At 40.0% G+C, this 19,724-nt stretch carries 16 protein-coding genes, 1 pseudogene and 1 other annotated feature; of the genes and pseudogenes, 10 read left to right on the top strand and 7 right to left on the bottom strand.

All coding sequences use genetic code 11. The features are described 5' to 3' along the window. Positions 1-14: 14 nt before the first annotated feature. Positions 15-1,808, bottom strand: a complete 1,794-nt coding sequence (locus GJS40_RS07125; protein ID WP_270897193.1) for a sensor domain-containing diguanylate cyclase — start codon at positions 1,806-1,808, stop codon at positions 15-17. A 232-nt stretch (positions 1,809-2,040) separates the two neighbouring features. Here GJS40_RS07125 and GJS40_RS07120 point away from each other — a divergent pair, with 232 nt between their 5' ends. Next, positions 2,041-2,835: a PLP-dependent aminotransferase family protein gene (locus GJS40_RS07120; protein WP_270897192.1), complete on the top strand. Its 795-nt coding sequence runs from the start codon at positions 2,041-2,043 to the stop codon at positions 2,833-2,835. A gap of 11 nt (positions 2,836-2,846) precedes the next feature. On the opposite strand, the gene GJS40_RS07115 is transcribed toward GJS40_RS07120, so the two are convergent. Continuing rightward, the gene (locus GJS40_RS07115) at positions 2,847-3,647 is read right to left on the bottom strand and encodes an enoyl-CoA hydratase/isomerase family protein (protein ID WP_270897191.1); all 801 of its coding nucleotides are present in this window, start codon (positions 3,645-3,647) and stop codon (positions 2,847-2,849) included. Positions 3,648-4,490: 843 nt separating this feature from the next. On the opposite strand from GJS40_RS07115, the gene rpsD reads away from it, so the two are divergent. From rpsD to GJS40_RS07090, 5 genes are all read left to right on the top strand, one after another. Further along, a complete protein-coding gene (gene rpsD, locus GJS40_RS07110) occupies positions 4,491-5,093 on the top strand; it encodes a 30S ribosomal protein S4 (RefSeq protein WP_270897190.1) in 603 nt (200 codons plus the stop codon). Between the two features lie 266 nt (positions 5,094-5,359). After that, positions 5,360-5,554 carry a YgaP family membrane protein gene (locus GJS40_RS07105; RefSeq protein WP_270897189.1) on the top strand — a complete coding sequence of 65 codons (195 nt, stop codon included), beginning with the start codon at positions 5,360-5,362 and terminating at the stop codon, positions 5,552-5,554. Between the two features lie 334 nt (positions 5,555-5,888). After that, the gene (locus GJS40_RS07100) at positions 5,889-7,949 is read left to right on the top strand and encodes a catalase (protein ID WP_270897188.1); all 2,061 of its coding nucleotides are present in this window, start codon (positions 5,889-5,891) and stop codon (positions 7,947-7,949) included. Between the two features lie 276 nt (positions 7,950-8,225). Next, positions 8,226-8,426, top strand: a complete 201-nt coding sequence (locus GJS40_RS07095; protein ID WP_270897187.1) for a hypothetical protein — start codon at positions 8,226-8,228, stop codon at positions 8,424-8,426. Positions 8,427-8,446: 20 nt separating this feature from the next. Then, positions 8,447-8,890 (top strand): Hsp20/alpha crystallin family protein, encoded by a 444-nt coding sequence (locus GJS40_RS07090; RefSeq protein WP_270897186.1) that lies wholly within the window; start codon positions 8,447-8,449, stop codon positions 8,888-8,890. A gap of 119 nt (positions 8,891-9,009) precedes the next feature. Here the strand turns inward: GJS40_RS07090 and GJS40_RS07085 are convergent, their stop codons facing one another. Further along, complete coding sequence (locus tag GJS40_RS07085) at positions 9,010-9,282, bottom strand: YppG family protein (RefSeq protein WP_270897185.1); 273 nt, start codon at positions 9,280-9,282, stop codon at positions 9,010-9,012. A gap of 155 nt (positions 9,283-9,437) precedes the next feature. Here GJS40_RS07085 and GJS40_RS07080 point away from each other — a divergent pair, with 155 nt between their 5' ends. Beyond that, on the top strand, positions 9,438-10,211 hold the full coding sequence (locus GJS40_RS07080; protein ID WP_270897184.1) for a DUF2268 domain-containing protein: 774 nt from the start codon (positions 9,438-9,440) through the stop codon (positions 10,209-10,211). Between the two features lie 42 nt (positions 10,212-10,253). Here the strand turns inward: GJS40_RS07080 and GJS40_RS07075 are convergent, their stop codons facing one another. Next, positions 10,254-10,538, bottom strand: coding sequence for an LSm family protein (locus GJS40_RS07075; RefSeq protein WP_270897183.1), 285 nt, complete (start codon positions 10,536-10,538; stop codon positions 10,254-10,256). A gap of 256 nt (positions 10,539-10,794) precedes the next feature. Here GJS40_RS07075 and GJS40_RS07070 point away from each other — a divergent pair. Beyond that, positions 10,795-10,878 (top strand): annotated as a pseudogene (locus GJS40_RS07070) (YjcZ family sporulation protein); the annotation flags it as partial. 44 nt (positions 10,879-10,922) lie between these two features. Here GJS40_RS07070 and GJS40_RS07065 read toward each other — a convergent pair. Both GJS40_RS07065 and tyrS read right to left on the bottom strand, forming a co-directional pair. After that, positions 10,923-11,462 (bottom strand): hydrolase, encoded by a 540-nt coding sequence (locus tag GJS40_RS07065; protein ID WP_270897182.1) that lies wholly within the window; start codon positions 11,460-11,462, stop codon positions 10,923-10,925. Positions 11,463-11,695: 233 nt separating this feature from the next. Then, positions 11,696-12,967 (bottom strand): tyrosine--tRNA ligase, encoded by a 1,272-nt coding sequence (gene tyrS, locus GJS40_RS07060; protein WP_270897181.1) that lies wholly within the window; start codon positions 12,965-12,967, stop codon positions 11,696-11,698. A gap of 57 nt (positions 12,968-13,024) precedes the next feature. Beyond that, positions 13,025-13,251 (bottom strand) — a binding site (T-box leader). 134 nt (positions 13,252-13,385) lie between these two features. Between tyrS and GJS40_RS07055 the strand changes: the two genes are divergently transcribed. After that, positions 13,386-16,169 carry a transglycosylase domain-containing protein gene (locus GJS40_RS07055; protein WP_270897180.1) on the top strand — a complete coding sequence of 928 codons (2,784 nt, stop codon included), beginning with the start codon at positions 13,386-13,388 and terminating at the stop codon, positions 16,167-16,169. A 988-nt stretch (positions 16,170-17,157) separates the two neighbouring features. Here GJS40_RS07055 and acsA read toward each other — a convergent pair. Further along, a complete protein-coding gene (gene acsA / locus GJS40_RS07050) occupies positions 17,158-18,879 on the bottom strand; it encodes an acetate--CoA ligase (RefSeq protein WP_270897179.1) in 1,722 nt (573 codons plus the stop codon). 210 nt (positions 18,880-19,089) lie between these two features. On the opposite strand from acsA, the gene GJS40_RS07045 reads away from it, so the two are divergent. Beyond that, positions 19,090-19,722 carry a GNAT family N-acetyltransferase gene (locus tag GJS40_RS07045; RefSeq protein ID WP_270897178.1) on the top strand — a complete coding sequence of 211 codons (633 nt, stop codon included), beginning with the start codon at positions 19,090-19,092 and terminating at the stop codon, positions 19,720-19,722. The last annotated feature ends 2 nt before the right edge of the window (positions 19,723-19,724 follow it).

Here is a 19,724-nt window from a genome sequence, read left to right as displayed (position 1 = left end):
ATACACTCCTTTGTTCAACGGTTGTGTATATCTCTTCCACGAGAAAGATCATTTTCCTTTGAAAAGTCATCGACACTTTTCGCTTCTGTCAAGACTCCTGCATCGACCACTTGATTTTTCCCTCGTTTCTTTGCTTCATACAGCGCCTCATCTGCTCGTAACACTAAAAGATCAACGGAAACGTGATCACCATGTTTCCACGTAGTGACCCCTCCGGAAATCGTGACGGGAGGGTTCGTCTCTCTTGCAATATTTTCCACAATTCGCCATGCTACTTTCTTCCCTGCATGTAAGTCCGCTCGAGGTAAATAAACAGCTAATTCCTCACCACCCCATCTCGCGGCGACGTCTCCCGAGCGAATATTACTGCGAATGATGTTCGCTACTTGAATGAGTATCTCATCTCCCACTTGATGGCCATGCGTGTCATTGACTTGTTTAAAATTATCTATATCTAATAGTAAAAAGGTTCCCTGAATATCTTTTTGTAAAGAGTCTCGGATTTTTTCATCCAAATAATGACGAGAATATAATTGGGTTAATTGATCGGTAATCACCATCAGTTCCAATTTTTCTTGTAAAGAAGCGTTGATAAAAGCAAGTGTGGAATGTTCAATTAACGATTGAAGCAAACGAAATTGATGGAATGTAAACGCTTCTTTTTCCTCTCCTAACACAATCACCGTTCCGATTATCTCTCGAGACTGCATCATTGGTACTGCCATGATAGATTGATAGTCTTCCATTTGAAAGCAAGGAGACGCTTTTATATCACTAAAAATAAATGCTTCTGTCTTTTGATGAAATTGGTTAAAAACGGTTGCCGCCAAATCTTGCAGTTCCTTATTTTCATAGAAATTGTCCGTCAAAGGACGGATGTTATTGTCCTCATCTAACATTAAAAAAATTGTTTTACCATAAGGGATAAATTTTTTGATTTGGTGCTCCAAATTACGAGCCGTCTCTTCCACTTTTAGTTTCGAATTCAGCATATGAGAAGTTTCGTTAATTAATTGTAAATCTTTTACAAGCGTACGGGAAGATTTATAAAGCTCCCTGTTCTCTAAAGCTTTTCCTCCCATATCCGCTAACGTTTTAATAAAATCCTCTGCAATCGGATGGTAAACATGGTGATGAGGTAAAGATAATTGTAAAACGCCGTAAACTCCTTGTTGCCCACGCAATGGAATATATAGAATAGACCATCCTTTCCTCGAATTTTCTACATGAATACGGGCTGTTAAATATACTTCCTGCACCTTTTCATTTTCCAATGCCATCCCGTAAGTAATTGGAACCTCCGGCAAATCTTTTTGCACATCCCACTCTTGTGCTAAATAAAGCATCACTTCACTGGTTGGATACACTTCTTTTAATGCATCAATCATTTTCTTTAATACAGTTCCTGCTCGCATCGACACATGAAACTTTTTCGTTACTTCCATGAGCAAATCCGTATATTTATTCGTATTCCCTTCGTTTGGAAAAGAAAAATAGTAGCTCACTGCAGGGAAAATAGCAGTTAAAAAAGTGATGAGACGATCTTTCTGAGTGTCCTCTTTCGGTACACAACCACCGATGACACAAGGAGTGCCGTTCCAAAGAGTAAAGGTTTTTTCTAACCGGAATCCCTTTTCTTCTAATTCCACCGTTTGTTCTTTACTACCAACTGAAAAAGTTGTCCATCGAACTCGCTCTTTTCCACGCGAAACATAAAAAATGGCACATGTAAATAGTGCTTGTAATTCTTTTTCTTCCGGAAAAAGATTTTCCCATAGGTGATTCACCGCGTGATTTATTCCCCTCATAAACACACCACCATCCATAAGATATCGCCCGAACCTCAATAACATGCTTTGGTCTTAATTCTTATATACCATATTATACCGCAATACCTCTCACCTTGCCGATTTTTTGTCCCATTTATTTTTTGTTTTCTCCAATGAAAAGATGATTGCAAATCCGCACTGCCCTCCTTATACTTTTATCTAAAAGGCTATATTTTAGAAGCACGAGCCAAAGAAAGGTACATGACAAACGATGATCATCTATGGGTTATACGGACCAAGCGGAACGGGGAAAAGTTCCAGCGCTTTGTATTTTGCCTATGAAAAACGCATTCAAGCAATCATTGACGACGGATTATTTATCTATAAAGGGAAAAGAATTGCCGGGACTTCTGCCAAATTCGAAAATAATGTCATCACTGCGGTCAAAAGAGCAACGTTTTATTTTGACGACCATCGACAAGAAGTGACGGAAGCCATTCGATTTCACGCCATTGATAAATTACTGATTATTGGAACCTCACAAAAAATGGTTGATAAAATTGCGAAACAATTGGAGATTGGTCCAATTGATCACTACGTGCATATCCAAGAAATTCGCTCTCTTAGCGAGATGAAACTCGCCCAATATATTCGACAAACAGAAGGAAAACATGTCATTCCAATCTCTGCTTCTCAAATTGAACAAAGTTTTTTTAAACGGCTTATTTCAAAGGGGAAAAAAATTTTCTCCCCGAAAAAAGAATTAATTGGGGAAACAACCATTGTTCATCCGGATTTTACCCAAGGAATTATTCATATTTCTGACGATGTCTTTTATGACATTGTCAAAATTGAGACACGACACATTGAAGGGGTGAAAGCTTGTTCAAAAGTAAAAATAGATTTCCAAAGTTTACCTGTTGTTGACGTGTCCATTCACTTACAACATCCGCTCCCTCGCCCCGTAAAAGAAATCAGTATAGACATTCAAAAAAAGATTGTGTCTGCTTTTCGTCGTTATTTAGAGTTGCAAGTTGACAAAGTGCATCTTCATTTAGAAAAATAATAAGTGATAAATTAGTCCTCGATTCTACGGGTAAAACGTGGTGGTCTCTTTTCAACAAAAGCAGCCACTCCCTCTGGAAAATCATGAGGGTCGACAAATGGAATATCTTTTTGCCACTCTTCCTCCCCACTGCTCACATAATTTCGCACCGACCGTTTTATTGCTTTCAGAGATGCCGGTGATTGCGCCGCCACTAATTTTCCCATATTGATCGCATACCTATCCAGACGGTCATCAGACACTAAATAATTTAACAATCCGTGGCGGTAACTTTCTTCCGCATTAAGTATTTTGCCAGTATAAACGAGATCTTTCGTAAGACTCGGACCAATTAAATCAACGAGACGTTGGGCAAACTTTGTACTTAACCGAATGCCGAGTCTCCCTACCGGAATTCCCATTCTCGCATGATGAGAACCAATGCGAATATCACAAGCAAGGGCAAGCTGAAGCCCAGCCCCCATCGCCGGGCCATTAATGACACCAATCGTTGGCATATCCAATCGTTCAAATAACGAAATGGTTTTTTCCATTAGTACAAAACTTGCTTCTGCTTCTTCTAAAGACATCTCGTGAAATTCTTTAATGTCAGATCCAGCTGTAAATTGCGTACCACTTCCGCGCAGTAACACCACTTTATTCTTTGGATTATCGAGCACTTTCGTTGCAATTTCTCCTAGCTCCGTCCACATTTCTGCTGTAAGTGCATTTTTCGCTTTCGGACGATGAATCGTAATAATGACGAGTCCCGCTGTTTCTTGATACGTAATTTTTTCTCCTTCACCGCTCATGCGACTAATTTCTACTTTCATTTGAAACACCCACTTCCTTCGTTTCCTAAGCCTTCCTTATACCTATAGCATACCACGAACTCGTCATTTCAGAACTACTCTCCCACCTACATATGTAGTTCATTCTCCATAGGGTAACAAATAAAAACATTGAGATAAAAAAGTCAAACAAGAGTCCATTGAATTATTCAAACAGAGAACAACGTAGTTATCCTTGGCTACTACATCGCTAACCATATTTTTTGATTGATAACTTCATTGAAGGAGGGGATTGACTTCCATCCGCTCTGGGCGGACGCTTTTCCGCGGGCATGGCTTGAGCCTCCTCGACCTGCAAGCAGGTCTGCGGGGTCTCAAGATTCATGCTATTCCCGCTGGAGTCGCCGCCCGACGCTACTGTCAGTCAATGAGCGCAAAAGGGTATAATAAGCTAAAGGATATTAAATTCAAAAAGAGACGCTATACTCTTAACTTCTTCACCTTTATTTCATTGTTTCTTCATGGAGAGTCGAACCCTCAATAGTTCGGCACTGTTTTCGTTTACGATCCCCTTTGACGGAAACTTCCTTATTAAAGAAGGTGTACAAAAATCGAGTGCTGGAAATATACATCGTTCCTTTTCTCATTGACTTCTTTTGTAAGCATCTATATAATGGGTTTTGTGTACAAAGACAGCCGGGACAAATTTGATATGTGCACCCTTTCATTTTGTTCCTTTCATGCGCGGCTGAATACTCATGAAAGGTGTATCACGTAACCTCTAGCTGTCGAGGCGAAGATACATGAAAACAAAATGAGCATATCAAAAGATTGTCAACATACGTCTTTTACAGCTAAATTTATTGAATAAAGGAGGCTACTTGTATGGCTCGCTATACAGGTCCAACTTGGAAAAAATCTCGCCGACTTGGCATTTCTCTGAGCGGAACAGGGAAAGAGCTGGAAAAACGCCCTTATCCACCAGGGGAACATGGTCCGACACAACGGAAAAAATTATCTGAATACGGACTGCAATTACAAGAAAAACAAAAGCTACGCTACATGTACGGAATAAATGAACGCCAATTCCGACGCATATTTGAAGAAGCTGGTAAAATGCCTGGAGTTCACGGGGAAAACTTTATGATTCTTCTTGAATCTCGTTTAGACAACCTCGTGTATCGTCTAGGACTTGCTCGCACACGCCGTGCAGCTCGTCAGCTCGTGAACCATGGACACATCACAGTAGATGGAGAGCGCGTAGATATTCCATCTTATCGTGTCAAACCGAACCAAACGATCGGTGTACGGGAAAAATCACGTGATCTTGCTGTGATTAAAGAGTCCGTGGAATCAAACAACTTCATCCCAGAATATTTAACTTTTGACGAAGACAAGCTGGAAGGTACGTTCACTCGCTACCCAGAGCGCTCTGAACTCTCTTCTGAAATTTCCGAAGCGCTTATCGTTGAGTTCTACTCTCGTTAATGCCATTAAAACCCTTGAAATGTTGTTATCCCAACATTTCAAGGTTTTTTTCATTTTTGTTTCGGTTGCAAACTCACCTGCCAATGAATTTCACCGTAGCTTATCACCTCAATTCCTTTCTCTTCCATGTCATAACTATTTCATGATTTTACGTATTGAAAGTATACCCTGCAATGTATATGATAAAAGTACCTGCACTTGCCATGAGGAAGGAGAATATTTCCATCCCAGTTGGCGCTCAAAAACAAATATGGGAGGTGTCAATGGTGAAGAAAAATGTCGGATCTGTGGACAAAATTGTTCGAATCATTTTAGGCCTCGTGTTATTATCACTTTTCTTTTTCTTAGACGGTGGAATAAAGTATATTGGTTTGCTTGGAATTATCTTATTGTTAACAGCATTCATTAGTTTCTGTCCAATTTATACGATTTTTCGCATAAACACCCACTCCAAAGAGTAACTGATTGTATTTTGTCCCAAGGGAGGGCATTTCTCCCTTGGGACAATTTCATTTCTCACTCTTTCCTTCCGTTTCATGTAAAGCATCTTTTTAAGGAAGGAAGAAATAACGATTCCATCAGAATATGCGTTAGTGAATGAATCCTATTGCGCGAGAGATGATAAGAATTTCACTCGCTCCCTGTTTTATTACCAGCGATAAGTAATTACAAACCATCGAAGCATTCTTTTTTACTCTTGAAAACAACAAAAATGAATTCTGTTTTTCAAAAAAAGGTGATAAACATGAAAATAAAACATAACATAAAATGAATCTTGAATGATAGGGTGATAACATGGATGAACAGTCATCAAAAAAGAACAGAGCCATGAACGAAGATGAGAAACAACAGCAACTAGATCGCTACCGCATCCAAAATAAAGGAAAGCCAATGACAACGAAACAGTTGTTAAAAGTTTCCAATGATGAAGAAATTTTAAAAGCTGGTGTGCGGGGACCTGGTTTGCTGGAAGACTTTTATTTCCAGGAAAAAATGGGGCATTTTAATCGGGAAGAGATACCGGAAAGAGTAGTGCATGCTAGAGGTTATAGTGCCTACGGAGAATTTGAATGTTATCAATCGATGAGGCACGTGACCAAAGCGGGGTTTTTACAAGAAGCCGGGAAAAAGACACCGCTGACGATTCGTTTTTCTACGGTACAAGGTCCTAAAGGATCGTATGATACGGCACGGGATTTACGTTGTCAAGCAGTGAAATTTTATACAGAGGAAGGGAACTATGATCTGACAACAATTGCGATGCCAGTCTTTATCGTGCAAGATCCGATGAAATTTCCAGACGTCATGCACGCGTATCAGTCAAAGCAAGATGATGACATTCCAACGGCTACCGGAGCCCACGACAGGTTTTGGGATTATGTTGCAAATAACCCGGAATCGATCCATATGGTAATGTGGATTATGTCCCCCCGTGGAATCCTCCGAAGTTATCGTATGATGGAATCTTGGTCGATAAATACGTATTTATTTATCAATGAAGAAGGAACAGCGACTTTTGTTCGGTTTGTTTGGAAGCCTGTTCTCGGTGTTCATTCTCTCCTTCAAGATGAGGCACTAAAAATCGGTGGACTTGACCCGGACTACCACCGAAAAGATCTCCGCAAAGCGATTAATTACGGAGCTTATCCTGAATATGAATTAGGTGTGCAACTCATTCCGATGGAGGACGAATTTAAATACGACTTTGATATTCTAGATCCTGCGAAGTTTTGGCCGGAAGAACTGATACCAGTCCATATTATCGGAAAAATGACGTTAAATCGGAACATTGAGAATTACTTTACCGAGTCTGAACAAGTAGCATTTAATCCCGCCAATGTTGTGCCGGGAATTGGTTTTTCCAATGATCCTGTCTTGCAAGGAAGATTATTTGCATATCGAGATACACAACACCACCGACTTGGTAGTGCCAACTACGACGAATTACCAATTAACAGACCTCTTTGCCCTTTTCATAACAACACAAGACGTGGCTATATGAGACAGCGCATTGATATCGATCAAATAAATTACCATAGAAATTCACTTGCTAATAATACCCCTTATACGACTCCACCTGAAGAAGGTGGTTATGCGCATTACCCTAAAAAAGTCGAAGGATACGTCACTCGTCGCCAAAGTGAGTCCTTTAAAGATTTCTTTACACAACCGAGAATTTTTTGGAACAGTTTAACACCTGTGGAAAAACAACATACCATTGAAGGTTTTAGCTATCAGCTTGGAAAAGTAAAAAGCAGATCCGTTCGTCAACAAAACGTCGATCTCTTAGTAAATGTAGATAAAGAATTAGCGACAATCGTTGCGGAGAATATAGGTGTGAACCCTCCAGAAGGTACTCATGTTCCTGTATCTACCAGCTATCCTTCTCTTAGTCAAGCAAATACGCCACGTTACGCATATACTCAAACAGTCGGAGTAGTTGTTGGCGATGGTTTTCCTAGTCATGAAGTGAAACACGTACTGGATACGTTCAAAAAATACGGTATTTTTGCTGTCATTATCAGTGAAACCCTCGGAACCGTGACGAGTGCAGATGGTACAGCTCTCAAAGTTGATGAAACTTTTATTACCATGAGTCCATATTTAGTAGACTCTCTCTACGTCGTTGGTGGGAGAGGTAAAAATGAAAGAAACTTCAAGTATCATCTTCAACAATTCATTAGAGTTGCCTTTGAACATTATAAACCAATCGGTGTTGCCAGCACTGCCACGAGGGAAATGGAAGCGTTAGGTATACACGACTCTCCCGGTGTAGTGTATGCAACGAAAAGCTCTAACTTTTCTGAAGAGTTTGTCGCTGCTATTGCCGAGCAACGCTTTTGGAATAGAACCTAATGAGGAAGCGATGTGAATGGAAAGAGTTGTCAAAAAACTCTTTCCATTCATCATTTTATTCCCGTAACCATTCGTTGGAGCGGTGTTTACATAAAAACAGTACTCTTTCATTTCCTTTTGACATCTTTCTTTGCTGCTACAGAAGATGTTTTCCCACTGTTTTTTCTTTATTCTCAAAACAAGGAATAGGCCGATGAAATACACAGATTCCCCATGCTTGAATAAAGTAACTAATGTAACAAAGGACTAGATTATGATAATTAGGAGGGATCACACGTGGAACATGCAACTTACTCTTCCCCTTATTTAAAGGAAGAAGCACAGCATCATAGAGAAGAAGAGTCGAAAGAAAAAAAGAAATCTATGGATCATAAAATGAAACCTCCTCACAAAAGAAGGGATCCATGGACGGAATTATTGTTCGGTAGACGACCTATGCCACCTTCTCATGAAAAAGAAGACAAAAAAGAAGATTAAACAACCCGGGAGTGCGAAAGATGAACAAAAAGGATGATCACCATAAAAGCTTTTTACATGTATTCCAAGAAATGGAACAGTTTATTGATGAATCCTTTCGGCGTTTTCATTCTCTTTTAGAAAGACAAATATTTCCAGTAGAAATCAAGGATCAAGGGGAAAACATAGAGGTAGCTATCCTATTACAAGATATTCAACCGGAACAAATACAATTAGAAATCATCGGTCATCACCTTCGCATTTCCATACACGATGATGCCATCTATGAACAAAAGAATGACAAAAATCATATGACAATAAAACAACGTGCCTTTCAAAAAAGAGAACGAATCATTCCATTTCCTTTTCCAATTTCAGCAAATAAAACGACCGCCACGCTGGATAAGGACCATTTAGTTATTATCATACCGAAACAAGAAAACAAACAAATTATCCCTGTGAATAAAATAAAAGAGCTGGATTAAACATCCGGCTCTTTTTTGTACATCTTCAATCAATCATTTAACTGTAAAAACAAGTCCAAAATTGCACATCGCGAGCAAATATCTCCAACACCTAGCCGACGCGACCATGAAGATACGTCTCATTTCTTCAAAAATTTGGAAATAAGTGGGCTTATTTCTCCGTATATTTGATTCATTTGCTGAGCAACGTTCGCTATTTTTGCCAAATCAATATTACCGTCAGGCGTTTGAAACATCGTCATCCAATGCGATTTTGTTTTTGCACTAGGTAACTGTCCATGAAAAGGACCTGGCATGGTTGGACGACCACGACCATGCTCATTATTTATCGGTGGACGTGGGGGATGCATATACATTGGTCTCGGAGGTCTTGGTGGTCTGCCTTGAATCATTTTCCTCTCCTCCTCTTTTGAATAACTATTTTATTGTATTGAGAAAAGAAAAGTTGCGGAAAGGCGATGATCCTACTTTCTTTTTTCGAAATGATGGAACGTTTGTTGCCAAAAAACATAACGTAATAAACACCATGAAAACGAGGTGGAGAAAGATGACCGTTCATCCGACAGATCAATGGCTGATTGAGACCAATTTTCATCCCGTTCTGTTGTGCAAAAAAATTACAAAAGAGGCAAAAGAACTTCATCACCATTTAACGTTACATGGCATGTACCGACATCCAACACAAGTAAGTAGAGATTGGATTACTCATTTACGGGAAAGGGAGATATGGAAGTGGATTTCTCAGGCAGAAAAAAAGTTGCAAAAGCAATGGGATGGACCAAACATTTCCATTTATATTTTTCCAGCGGATTCAACAAATCGTGAATTAAAACAGCAACATCATGGAAAAGCTGGTATTGCTTTTCAAAAGAAAATATTTTTATTCGTCTCCGAAAGTAATTCGATGAAAGAGATACTCGCTTTATTTACTCATGAATACCATCATGTTTGTCGCTTATGGCATGATAAAAAACAAGTAGAAGAGTACGTATTGTCTGATACAATTATTTTGGAAGGGTTAGCAGAATATGTCGTTCGTAAAAAATTTGGCCCTTCCTACGCCTCTAGCTGGTCCTCCTATTACTCCATCGAAGAAACGAAGGAAATATATCGAAATTATATTTATCCTCATAAAAATGTTGCTATTACCGAACCAAAACACCAGCACATTTTATATGGATTTCCCCCGTATCCGAAAATGGCAGGTTATGCAGTTGGATATCATCTTGTACAACAGTATCAAAAACAACATCAAAAAAATCCGATAGAATTATTAAAAACTCCTACGAAACTAATGTTGATTGATCCAGATAAAACATGAGAAAGGATATTCTCTTTTTTGGAGAATATCCTTTCTCATGTTTTACCAGAAAAATAACGGTGCTAAAGCGATCGCACCAATCGCTCCTAAAGCAATCCCTAATCCTAAACCAGCACCATAGCCAGGACGAAATCCGCCATAACCCGGTCCATAGTAGCCTCCGTAATATCCATACCCAAACCCCCTTGGACCAGGTGGGCGTAAATATACTCTTTTGCGATCTACATGCGTAATCACGCCACGATACTCTTTGCCATCTTTTGTGACAACACGGACATGTCTCCCCATATATTGGCAACAGAGATTGTAGTAGTACACGACAGACATACTTTCACCCCCATGCCAGTATGGTATGCAACATGTTGAAGGTTGTACGGGAGGATATCTTAAGATATGAGCGGATTCTCATCCCGGGCAAACGCCCAAATTTCTCTCTACATGGGTACTCACATAGTCAATCCTTTGCCAGTGACATAGTCTGTTCATATATTCATGAAAAGGAGGCATTACTATGGGTTACAGTTGTGGATATGGATTTGGATCAGGTGGCTACGGCGGTGGTGGTTATGGAGGCTATGGCTGTGGTGGCTACGGATTTGGAGGAGGCTTTGCGTTAATTGTCGTTCTATTTATCCTCCTCATCATTGTCGGAGCCGCTTGGCTATAAGTCGTCAAAAAAAGACCTTGCTCATGGAAGCGAGGTCTTTTTTATTATTTAATTATTTTTACAATTTCTTTAAATTCTGTCGTCCCCGCTTTCTCCATTAATTCATAGAGAACCATCTCCACACTTGTTCCTTTAATTCCAAGAGATTTCATTTTTTCTAACCCTATTTGTTTATTAGAAAGCGTCCGAGAAGAAACTGCATCTTCGACCACTTGCACTTCATAAGTTAAAGCTTTTAACTCCGCAGCTGTTTGATAGACACAAACATGCGTTTCAATTCCGGCAATCACAATTTGTTTTCGCTTCACTCGTTCAAGTTCATTCATGAAGTCGTCGTTTTTACAAGCACTAAACGTGATCTTTTCAATCGGAGTATTCTTTTCAAGGTGTTTTGTTAATTCCGGCACCGTTTCTCCAAGGCCTTTTGGATACTGTTCCAACCAAAGAGTTGGCACGCGAAGAAGATTCATCCCTGCGATTAACTTCTCTAGTTGCTGAATGAGCTGTTCACTCTTGTGTACTGTCCGTGCAAGTTTTCCTTGGACGTCAACCAATACAAAAACCGTATCTTCTCTTTTTAACATAAAACCTCACCCTTTCCTTTAATAAACCCAATATAGAGGATTCCTATGAAACCTATTTTCATCAAATGAGTGAAAAGAAATCAGTATTTTCCCTGGAAAGGTGAAACTTATTATCACAAAAAATAGGGGACATAACATACTTATTGATTGGTCACATCGTCTTCCGTAATTTTTCAATATCCAACGGCACCAATTGAATGATGCCATTGGATATTTTTCATGAAATTTTCTATTTATTCATACCGAATGAGAAAATATCTTTTCTTTCCGCGACGAATCACCGTGAAGGAATCATCAATTTTGTCTTCTCGTCCGATCACTTTATCGAGTTCTTGACAACGGTCTCCATTGATATAAATGGCACCATTTTTAATGTCTTCCCGAGCTTGTCTTTTTGAAGGTACAATTTTTGCTTCTACCAACAAGTCAATCAGACCAATGTCGTCATTTGATGTCACGTGAGTTGGGACGTCTTTAAAACCTTGCTCTATTTCAGAAGCAGTAAGTTGTTTCAAGTCTCCCCCACCAAAGAGTGCTTTCGTAATATTTTGTGCTTGCGTGAGTGCGTCTTCTCCGTGAACAAATCGTGTCACTTCTTCTGCTAACGTTCTTTGTGCCAAACGTTCTTCCGGTTTTTCTTTTGTAGCTTCCTCCAGTTCTTTTATTTTTCCTGCATCGAGGAAAGTAAAGTATTTTAAAAATTGAATAACGTCCCGGTCATCGGTATTAAGTAAGAACTGATAAAATTCGTAAGGTGATGTTTTTGAAGGATCTAACCAAATCGCTCCCCCTTCTGTTTTTCCGAATTTCGTTCCGTCGGCTTTCGTCACAAGGGGAATCGTAAAACCATACGCTTCCGGTTGTTCTTCCTCTTCAGATGTCATCCGTCTCATCAATTCAAGACCTGCAGTAATATTTCCCCATTGGTCACTCCCACCGATTTGCAGTTGACACCCTTTATTTTTATAAAGATGGTAAAAATCATAGGATTGTAAAATTTGATAAGTAAATTCAGTAAAAGAAATACCTGTTTCCAAGCGAGATTCCACCGCTTCTTTTGAAAGCATATAGTTTAAGCTAAAGTGTTTCCCGACATCTCGTAAAAATGTCGTCAGCGTCATGTTGCCAAGCCAATCGTAATTGTTGACGATTTCCGCTTTCGCTTCCCCTTCAAAATCTAAATATTTTTCTAATTGTCCTCTAATGCGCTCAGAGTACATTTGCACGACACGTTCTTCATTTAATACTCGTTCTGCTTTTTTCCCGCTTGGGTCACCGATTAATCCAGTGGCTCCTCCTACCAAAGCGAGAGGTTTATGTCCAGCGATTTGAAAGCGACGAAGTGTCATGATAGTGAGCAAGTGCCCGATATGCAAGCTATCTCCGGTCGGATCAAAGCCACAATAAAGCGTCACTTGTTTTTCATTTAATAGTTGTTTCAGCCCCTCTTTATCTGTCGCTTGATTTATAAGTCCTCGTTGTTCCAAATCAGATATAATATCCATTTTAAGCCTTCTCCTTTTTTATTTTATCAATGAAAAAACGCCCCTCCACATCTCTTGTGAAGGGACGATCATGATCGCGGTACCACCCTTGTTGAAGACAATCTTTGCCACTGTCTTCCACTTTCATTTGATAACGGATTTATCATCCGTCTCATTTCTCTTCCAATAGAAAAATGAGAGACTCCGGAACGTAATTTGCGCATTGTTTTTGTACCAGCTCCCACCAACCGCTGGCTCTCTTTAACAGGGAAACAAGCGCTACTTCAATCCTTCTTCGCCATTTTATTATTTATATGAACTAATGCCTTTTTAACATAAAAGTTTTCGCGTTGTCAACTTTCCCTACAAATCGAGAAAAATCAATAGGAAGTGATGTTTCTCTATGCTATAATATCGATGATATTCAGGAGGGATGAATATGTCTCAATCATCGAATCATACATCGGAAGAAGCGACAACACTCCGAAAATCTTTACGGATCATTTGGAAAGTGACATTGATTTCCATAATCAGTCTGATTGCCATTTTTCTTTTCGTCGGAGCAGCAGGGGCTGGATTTTTCATCTCTCTCGTTGAAGATCAAGAAGCATACAGTAAAGAAGAATTCAGAGAAAAAATTTACAACTATGAAGAAGTAAGTCATATATATTTCGCAAATAATGAATATTTAGGCGAAATTCCTGCTGATTTAGAACGAAAAGAAAGACCGTTGGAAGAGATATCTGATCATTTAATACATGCCATTATCGCAACGGAAGACAATCAATTTTTTGAGCACCAAGGGATTGTTCCGAAAGCGCTTCTGCGGGCCGTTTACCAAGAAATAACAAACGCTGAGAAACAAACAGGTGGCAGTACGCTCACTCAACAAATTATTAAAAACCAAATATTATCAAATGAAGTAACGTACGATCGAAAAGCAAAAGAAATTGCGTTAGCGTTACGGATGGAACATTTTTTCGATAAAAATGAATTACTAGAAGCTTATTTAAACATTGTTCCTTTCGGTAGAAATGCGGACGGAAGAAATATTGCCGGAGCGGAGTCTGCGGCGGAAGGAATTTTCGGGGTAAGTGCTTCTGAACTCAACTTACCTCAAGCAGCTTTTATTGCAGGTCTTCCTCAAAATCCGTATGTCTACACTCCTTTTGGTCGCGGTGGCGTCGTTAAAGAAGATTTTCAAGCTGGTTTAAATCGAATGAAAACAGTACTGAACAACATGTTGCGCTATGGATATATTACGGAAGAAGAATATGAAGAAGCACTCGATTATGACATCCGTGCTCATTTAACGGAACCGTCCGGAAGTGTAGTAGAAGATTACCCTTTTTTAACCTATGAAGCGCAACGACGGGCAACAAGAATCATTCGGAATATGCTCATGGAAGAAGATGGCGTTCAGCTAGATGATGTAGAAGCAGAAGAACGAGAACGAATTGTGCAAGAATACGACAAAGAAGCAAGACATCAATTGACCATTGGCGGATATAACGTCCATTTAACTGTTGATCGAAAAATCTACGAAGCAATGCAAGAAGCAGTGAAAACTTCCAATTGGTTCGGTCCGGAAAAAGACGGAGAACCGGAGCAAACCGGCGCGATTTTAATCAACAATAAAACCGGTGCGATCATTAGCTTTGTCGGTGGAAGAGATTTTGACATACAAAATTTAAACCATGCTACTCAAGCTTTCCGACAAAATGGTTCCACCATGAAACCGCTCCTTGCCTATGGAACAGGAATGGATCAAGGAATTTTACAACCGGGGACCGTTTTGCCTGACGTTCCTGGAACTTATAGCAGCGGGCAAACATATGCAAACTATGGACATTCCTACGAGGGATTTGTCAGCGTGCGGGAAGCGTTAAAGCGCTCGAAAAATGCTCCAGCAGTTCGTGCTTTTCAACGAGTAGATCATGCATCTTCTCGGGAAACGTTACAAAAATTAGGCTTTACCCGCTTACATCCCGATGAACCGTTTGAATCAGGAGCAATCGGCGGACTCATGTACGGTACGACCGTGGAACAAAATACGAATGCATTCACAGTGTTTGCAAATGAAGGGAAATACAAAGAATCTTATTTAATTGAAAAAATTGAAACAAAAGACGGAGAAATTGTGTATGAACATGAGATCAATCAAGAACAAGTATTTTCTCCACAAACAGCGTTTCTCATGACAGATATTTTACGAGACGTCGTAAAGCCAGGCGGGACTGCAGGTAGTCTTCCTTCCCGACTAGCTTTTGGTGGCGATTGGGCTGGCAAAACGGGTACAACCGATGATTATCATGATTCTTGGTTTGTTGGTTACAATCCAAACGTTACCTTTGGTGTATGGATCGGCTACGATACGCCGAAATCAATTGAAACCTTTTATAAAGGGTTACGGTACGGAACACGTACACAACAAATTTGGGCCGACTTCATGAATAAAGCATATGAAGCAAATCCGACTATCTTTGGTATTGAAGACACCTTCGAGCCACCGGAAGGAATCGTCCGACAAACCATTTGCGGTATTTCAGGCAAACTGCCTAGCTCCCTTTGTGCAGAAGCTGGTTTAACGACGACAGATTACTTTAATGCCAATTTCCTTCCGACCGAAGTCGATAATAGTTTACAACATTCCGCTTACGTGACCATTCACGGTGCAAGATATAAAGCGTATGATAATACGCCGTCTGAATTTACGAAAGCCGGTGTAGCAGTAAACGCTGATTTTTTAGGAATAGATGGTTTAAGTGATTATTTACCGGATCATTTACAAAATGTAACTCCTGACCGTGAAGCCCCTGACAACGGACGCACTCCTTCCCCGGTAACAGGAATACAACTGAGTGGAAGTACGTTGTCTTGGAATGTACATCCAGACAATGACATTGTTGGTTATCGAGTGTATCGAAGCAGCGGATCCGTCGTGACTTCTGTTGCTGGAAACACATCCACATCGGTATCTGTTGCACCTGGAGGAAGTTATTATGTAACAGCAGTAGATTCGAGAGGAAGGGAGTCAGCGAGCTCTTCTACAGTGCAGTTCACCCCACCTCCTCCAGAAGAAGAACCGGACGATACAGACAACGAAGATGCTCCCGAAAACGACGAAGACAGGGAAGAAGATCATTCTGAACCAACGGACGACCAGGAGGAAGACAACACGTCATCCGATGAAAACGACAATGATGATAGTGAGGAAAATTAGCAATGATGTCTCAACAATATCCAAAGGCTGAGACATAACGAGTCAAAAAGAATGGTTCCAAGCACTAACATTTGCTTGGAATCATTTTTGTAAAGTTTTTTCCTTTCTAACGGTATATTTCTTTAAGTTTTCCACCAGAAAAGCATGCACAAGAAGTATAAATGAACCTCCAATGATTCTATATCTATCATATGATGTACGTCGATAATAAGCGGGACGGCCGAATGCACCGTAAGCACCCAATCGAAGCTTCCTAGGAACGAGATTCCCCATTTGTAACACGTCATGAGACCATTCGGTAGGAATCTTGTGTGATATTTCGTCGTATGGATCTTTTATACGACCATTCATTGCATCGTTCTCGTAATAAAAGGTCGTATGAAACATGTTGCGATCTGTTTTTATCCTAATTTCTTCCATTTTAAGCTTTCATACGACCATCTGACCGGTGTTTGACAAAATGAAGCGTCGCATGAAACGTTTATGGGACGATTCATCTTCTTTTTTAACGCGTCATTCGTCGCATGAAGCATAAAAACGCTCCAAATCACCTATTTATTTCCAATTCCAACCCTCTTACGACCACTCCTGTTCGGATTGTACGAAAAAAGTGTTGCATCACCAGTTCATACACATTTTTTCATCATTTTCATTTTTAAATGTTCTTTGTACACCAAAAGAGAGACTCACCAAGTTTTTGGCGATGACCGAAGTTTTGTCCCAGCGACTGTTTTTTATGCACGTATGTTCCAAAACTTAAAAGAGGGGATAGCAAGAGAATCATGGAAAACAATTCCTGCGGTAGAAAATGATGAAATTTGTCTCGTCGATGATGAGCTCGTTTCTCATCCAGGCCCCTGCATGATTGATGGCCGCGAAGAAGTACTGTATGCCGGGTATCCCGCTCGCAGAATAATGTCTAGTTGTTTTTAAAAAAAGAACTGTCTCTCACGGAAATATCCGCGATGAGACAGTTCTTTTTTATTAATTAATCATCATCCATGGAAGATAAGTCACCAGTCGGAAGGTCTAACTCCCATGCTTTCAGTACGCGACGCATGATTTTACCACTTCTCGTTTTTGGTAATTTATCGCGAAATTCAATTTCCCGAGGGGCTGCATGCGCTGCTAATCCTTCTTTTACGAAAGTTCGAATATCCTCTTTTAGTTCATCCGTACCTTCTACTCCAGGGCGTAATGCAACAAATGCTTTTATAATTTCACCACGAACTGGATCCGGTTTACCAATAACTCCTGCTTCTGCAACAGCTGGATGTTCTAATAATTTACTTTCTACTTCAAACGGACCGACTCTTTCTCCTGATGTCATAATTACATCGTCTACTCGCCCTTGGAACCAGAAATAGCCGTCTTCATCCATATATGCAGAGTCACCGGATACGTACCAACCATCTATTTCAAAATAACTGTCATACTTCTCTTGATTGTTCCAAATGGCTCTCATCATCGCAGGCCAACCTTTTCGAATCGCAAGGTTTCCCATTCGGTTTGGAGGCAATTCATTTCCTTGATCATCAATAATCGCCGCTTTAATGCCTGGTATCGGTTTTCCCATAGAGCCTGCTTTTATTGCCATGGATGGATAGTTACATATCATATGAGCGCCGGTCTCTGTCATCCACCACGTATCGTGAATGCGGAGATCAAACACTTCTTCTCCCCAACGAATGACTTCTGGATTCAAAGGTTCCCCTACACTGAGAATATGACGTAAGTTAGAAAGGTCATACTTTTTAACCAATTCGTTTCCTGCGCTCATCAACATGCGAAAAGCTGTAGGAGCACTATACCAGACAGACACTTGATAACGCTCTAGAGTTTCATACCAATCTTGTGGGCTAAAACGACCACCTCGTACAACGTTTGTCGTCGCTGTTAACCAAGGACCGAAAATGCCGTAACCGGTTCCGGTCACCCAACCAGGATCTGCGGTGCACCAATATACATCATCTTCTTTTAAATCCAGCACCCATTTCGCTGTTTGATACTGTTGAATCATCACGTTATGAACGTGAAGAACCCCTTTCGGTTTTCCTGTAGAACCAGAAGTATAGTGGAGAATAAAGCCGTCTTCCCGTCCCATCCAAACCGTATCAAACTCTACACTTGCCTCATCCATTTTCTTTAAAAGATCAATATACGTATCGTCTTCTTTTACATCATCACCTACAACAAACACTTTCTCCAAATGAGGAAGTTCTTTTACCGGTACACGATTTAATAAATCAGAAGTCGTTACTAGTGCTTTCGCTTCGCTGTCTTCTAAGCGACTCCGTACTGCCTCCTCCATAAATGCTTCAAAAAGAGGACCAACAATCGCTCCTACTTTAATAGCTCCCAAAAGAGCAAAATATAATTCAGGAGAACGAGGCATAAATATAAAGACCCGATCACCTTTTTCAATCCCCGCATCTTTTATGACATTAGCAGCTTTATTCGTCATTTCTTTCATTTGTTTAAAAGTATACTCTTCTTCCCGTTCTGCATCACTGTAGTAAAGGGCAATTTTATTCGCAGTTTCTGGTGCATCGGCGTGACGATCAATTGCCTCATGAGCAATATTCACTTTTCCTGTTTCATGCCAGGTGAATTCTTTTTCAACATCAGACCAATCGAAATTTTTTACGGCTTCGTCATAATCTTTCAAGTTAGGGTTGTCCGCTTTTGGTGGAAGCGTTTGCATTTTCATATGTAGTACCTTCCTCTCTCTCTGTTTTGATATATGGTGTTATGGTACACATTATATTATAACTTATGATGAACTGCAATTATTAGACATTTATATACAAAATTCTCATTTTCTTTTCTCATGAAAAGGAGCACGTTCTCACCAAATTATTGTATACTATGGGTAACCAGTCGTAACTTCGATTATTTATTTAATAAAGGTGGTACACGGATGATCCATAAAAAGACCTATTATTCTAGGGAGTTAGAATTTGAAGGACGCACGTTACTCCTCGAAGGACCTATTTCAGGAAAGAAAATTCATGAGTATGATTTTCACGAAGGTCTCAATGCTTTCCGAATCCCGGAAGAACAAAAAAAGGCATTAATAGGGATTGCAGACTTACCTGAAGGGCGAGTGAATGTCGTCGTTGATGAAAACACAATCGTTGGTTACGTCACTTTTGTCTATCCTGATACACTGGAGCGTTGGTCAGAAGCAAATTTAGACAATTTAATTGAATTAGGAGCTATTGAAGTAGCAAGAGAGTATCGGGGTGCCAAATTAGGCTCCAATTTATTAAGATTTTCTATGCTGGATGATGCAATGGAAGATTACATTATCATTACAACCGAATATTACTGGCATTGGGATTTAAAAGGGACTGGTTTATCCGTTTGGGAATACCGCGATATGATGGAAAAAATGATGAACGCAGGGGGATTGGAGTACATGGCAACAGACGACCCGGAAATAAGTTCTCATCCTGCCAACTGTTTAATGGTTCGAATCGGAAAGCGCGTGGACAATGAATCCATTCTCCGCTTTGACAACGTTCGTCTATCCAATCGATACCTTTATTAAAA

The organism is Aliibacillus thermotolerans, from assembly GCF_027853235.1.
In the GTDB taxonomy this organism is placed as follows: domain Bacteria; phylum Bacillota; class Bacilli; order Bacillales; family Marinococcaceae; genus Aliibacillus; species Aliibacillus thermotolerans.
Note: the sequence above shows the minus strand (reverse complement) of the source record. Positions and strands in the feature narration are given on the sequence as shown.

What these genes read in the sequence shown, in the direction of transcription:
- GJS40_RS07085 (WP_270897185.1), bottom strand. Translation starts at nt 9,282, where the DNA reads ATGATTCAAGGCAGACCACCAAGACCTCCGAGACCAATGTATATGCAT.
- GJS40_RS07120 (WP_270897192.1), top strand. Translation starts at nt 2,041, where the DNA reads ATGATCATCTATGGGTTATACGGACCAAGCGGAACGGGGAAAAGTTCC.
- rpsD (WP_270897190.1), top strand. Translation starts at nt 4,491, where the DNA reads ATGGCTCGCTATACAGGTCCAACTTGGAAAAAATCTCGCCGACTTGGC.
- GJS40_RS07080 (WP_270897184.1), top strand. Translation starts at nt 9,438, where the DNA reads ATGACCGTTCATCCGACAGATCAATGGCTGATTGAGACCAATTTTCAT.
- tyrS (WP_270897181.1), bottom strand. Translation starts at nt 12,967, where the DNA reads ATGGATATTATATCTGATTTGGAACAACGAGGACTTATAAATCAAGCG.
- GJS40_RS07055 (WP_270897180.1), top strand. Translation starts at nt 13,386, where the DNA reads ATGTCTCAATCATCGAATCATACATCGGAAGAAGCGACAACACTCCGA.
- GJS40_RS07125 (WP_270897193.1), bottom strand. Translation starts at nt 1,808, where the DNA reads ATGAGGGGAATAAATCACGCGGTGAATCACCTATGGGAAAATCTTTTT.
- GJS40_RS07100 (WP_270897188.1), top strand. Translation starts at nt 5,889, where the DNA reads ATGGATGAACAGTCATCAAAAAAGAACAGAGCCATGAACGAAGATGAG.
- GJS40_RS07115 (WP_270897191.1), bottom strand. Translation starts at nt 3,647, where the DNA reads ATGAAAGTAGAAATTAGTCGCATGAGCGGTGAAGGAGAAAAAATTACG.
- acsA (WP_270897179.1), bottom strand. Translation starts at nt 18,879, where the DNA reads ATGAAAATGCAAACGCTTCCACCAAAAGCGGACAACCCTAACTTGAAA.
- GJS40_RS07045 (WP_270897178.1), top strand. Translation starts at nt 19,090, where the DNA reads ATGATCCATAAAAAGACCTATTATTCTAGGGAGTTAGAATTTGAAGGA.
- GJS40_RS07090 (WP_270897186.1), top strand. Translation starts at nt 8,447, where the DNA reads ATGAACAAAAAGGATGATCACCATAAAAGCTTTTTACATGTATTCCAA.
- GJS40_RS07065 (WP_270897182.1), bottom strand. Translation starts at nt 11,462, where the DNA reads ATGTTAAAAAGAGAAGATACGGTTTTTGTATTGGTTGACGTCCAAGGA.
- GJS40_RS07075 (WP_270897183.1), bottom strand. Translation starts at nt 10,538, where the DNA reads ATGTCTGTCGTGTACTACTACAATCTCTGTTGCCAATATATGGGGAGA.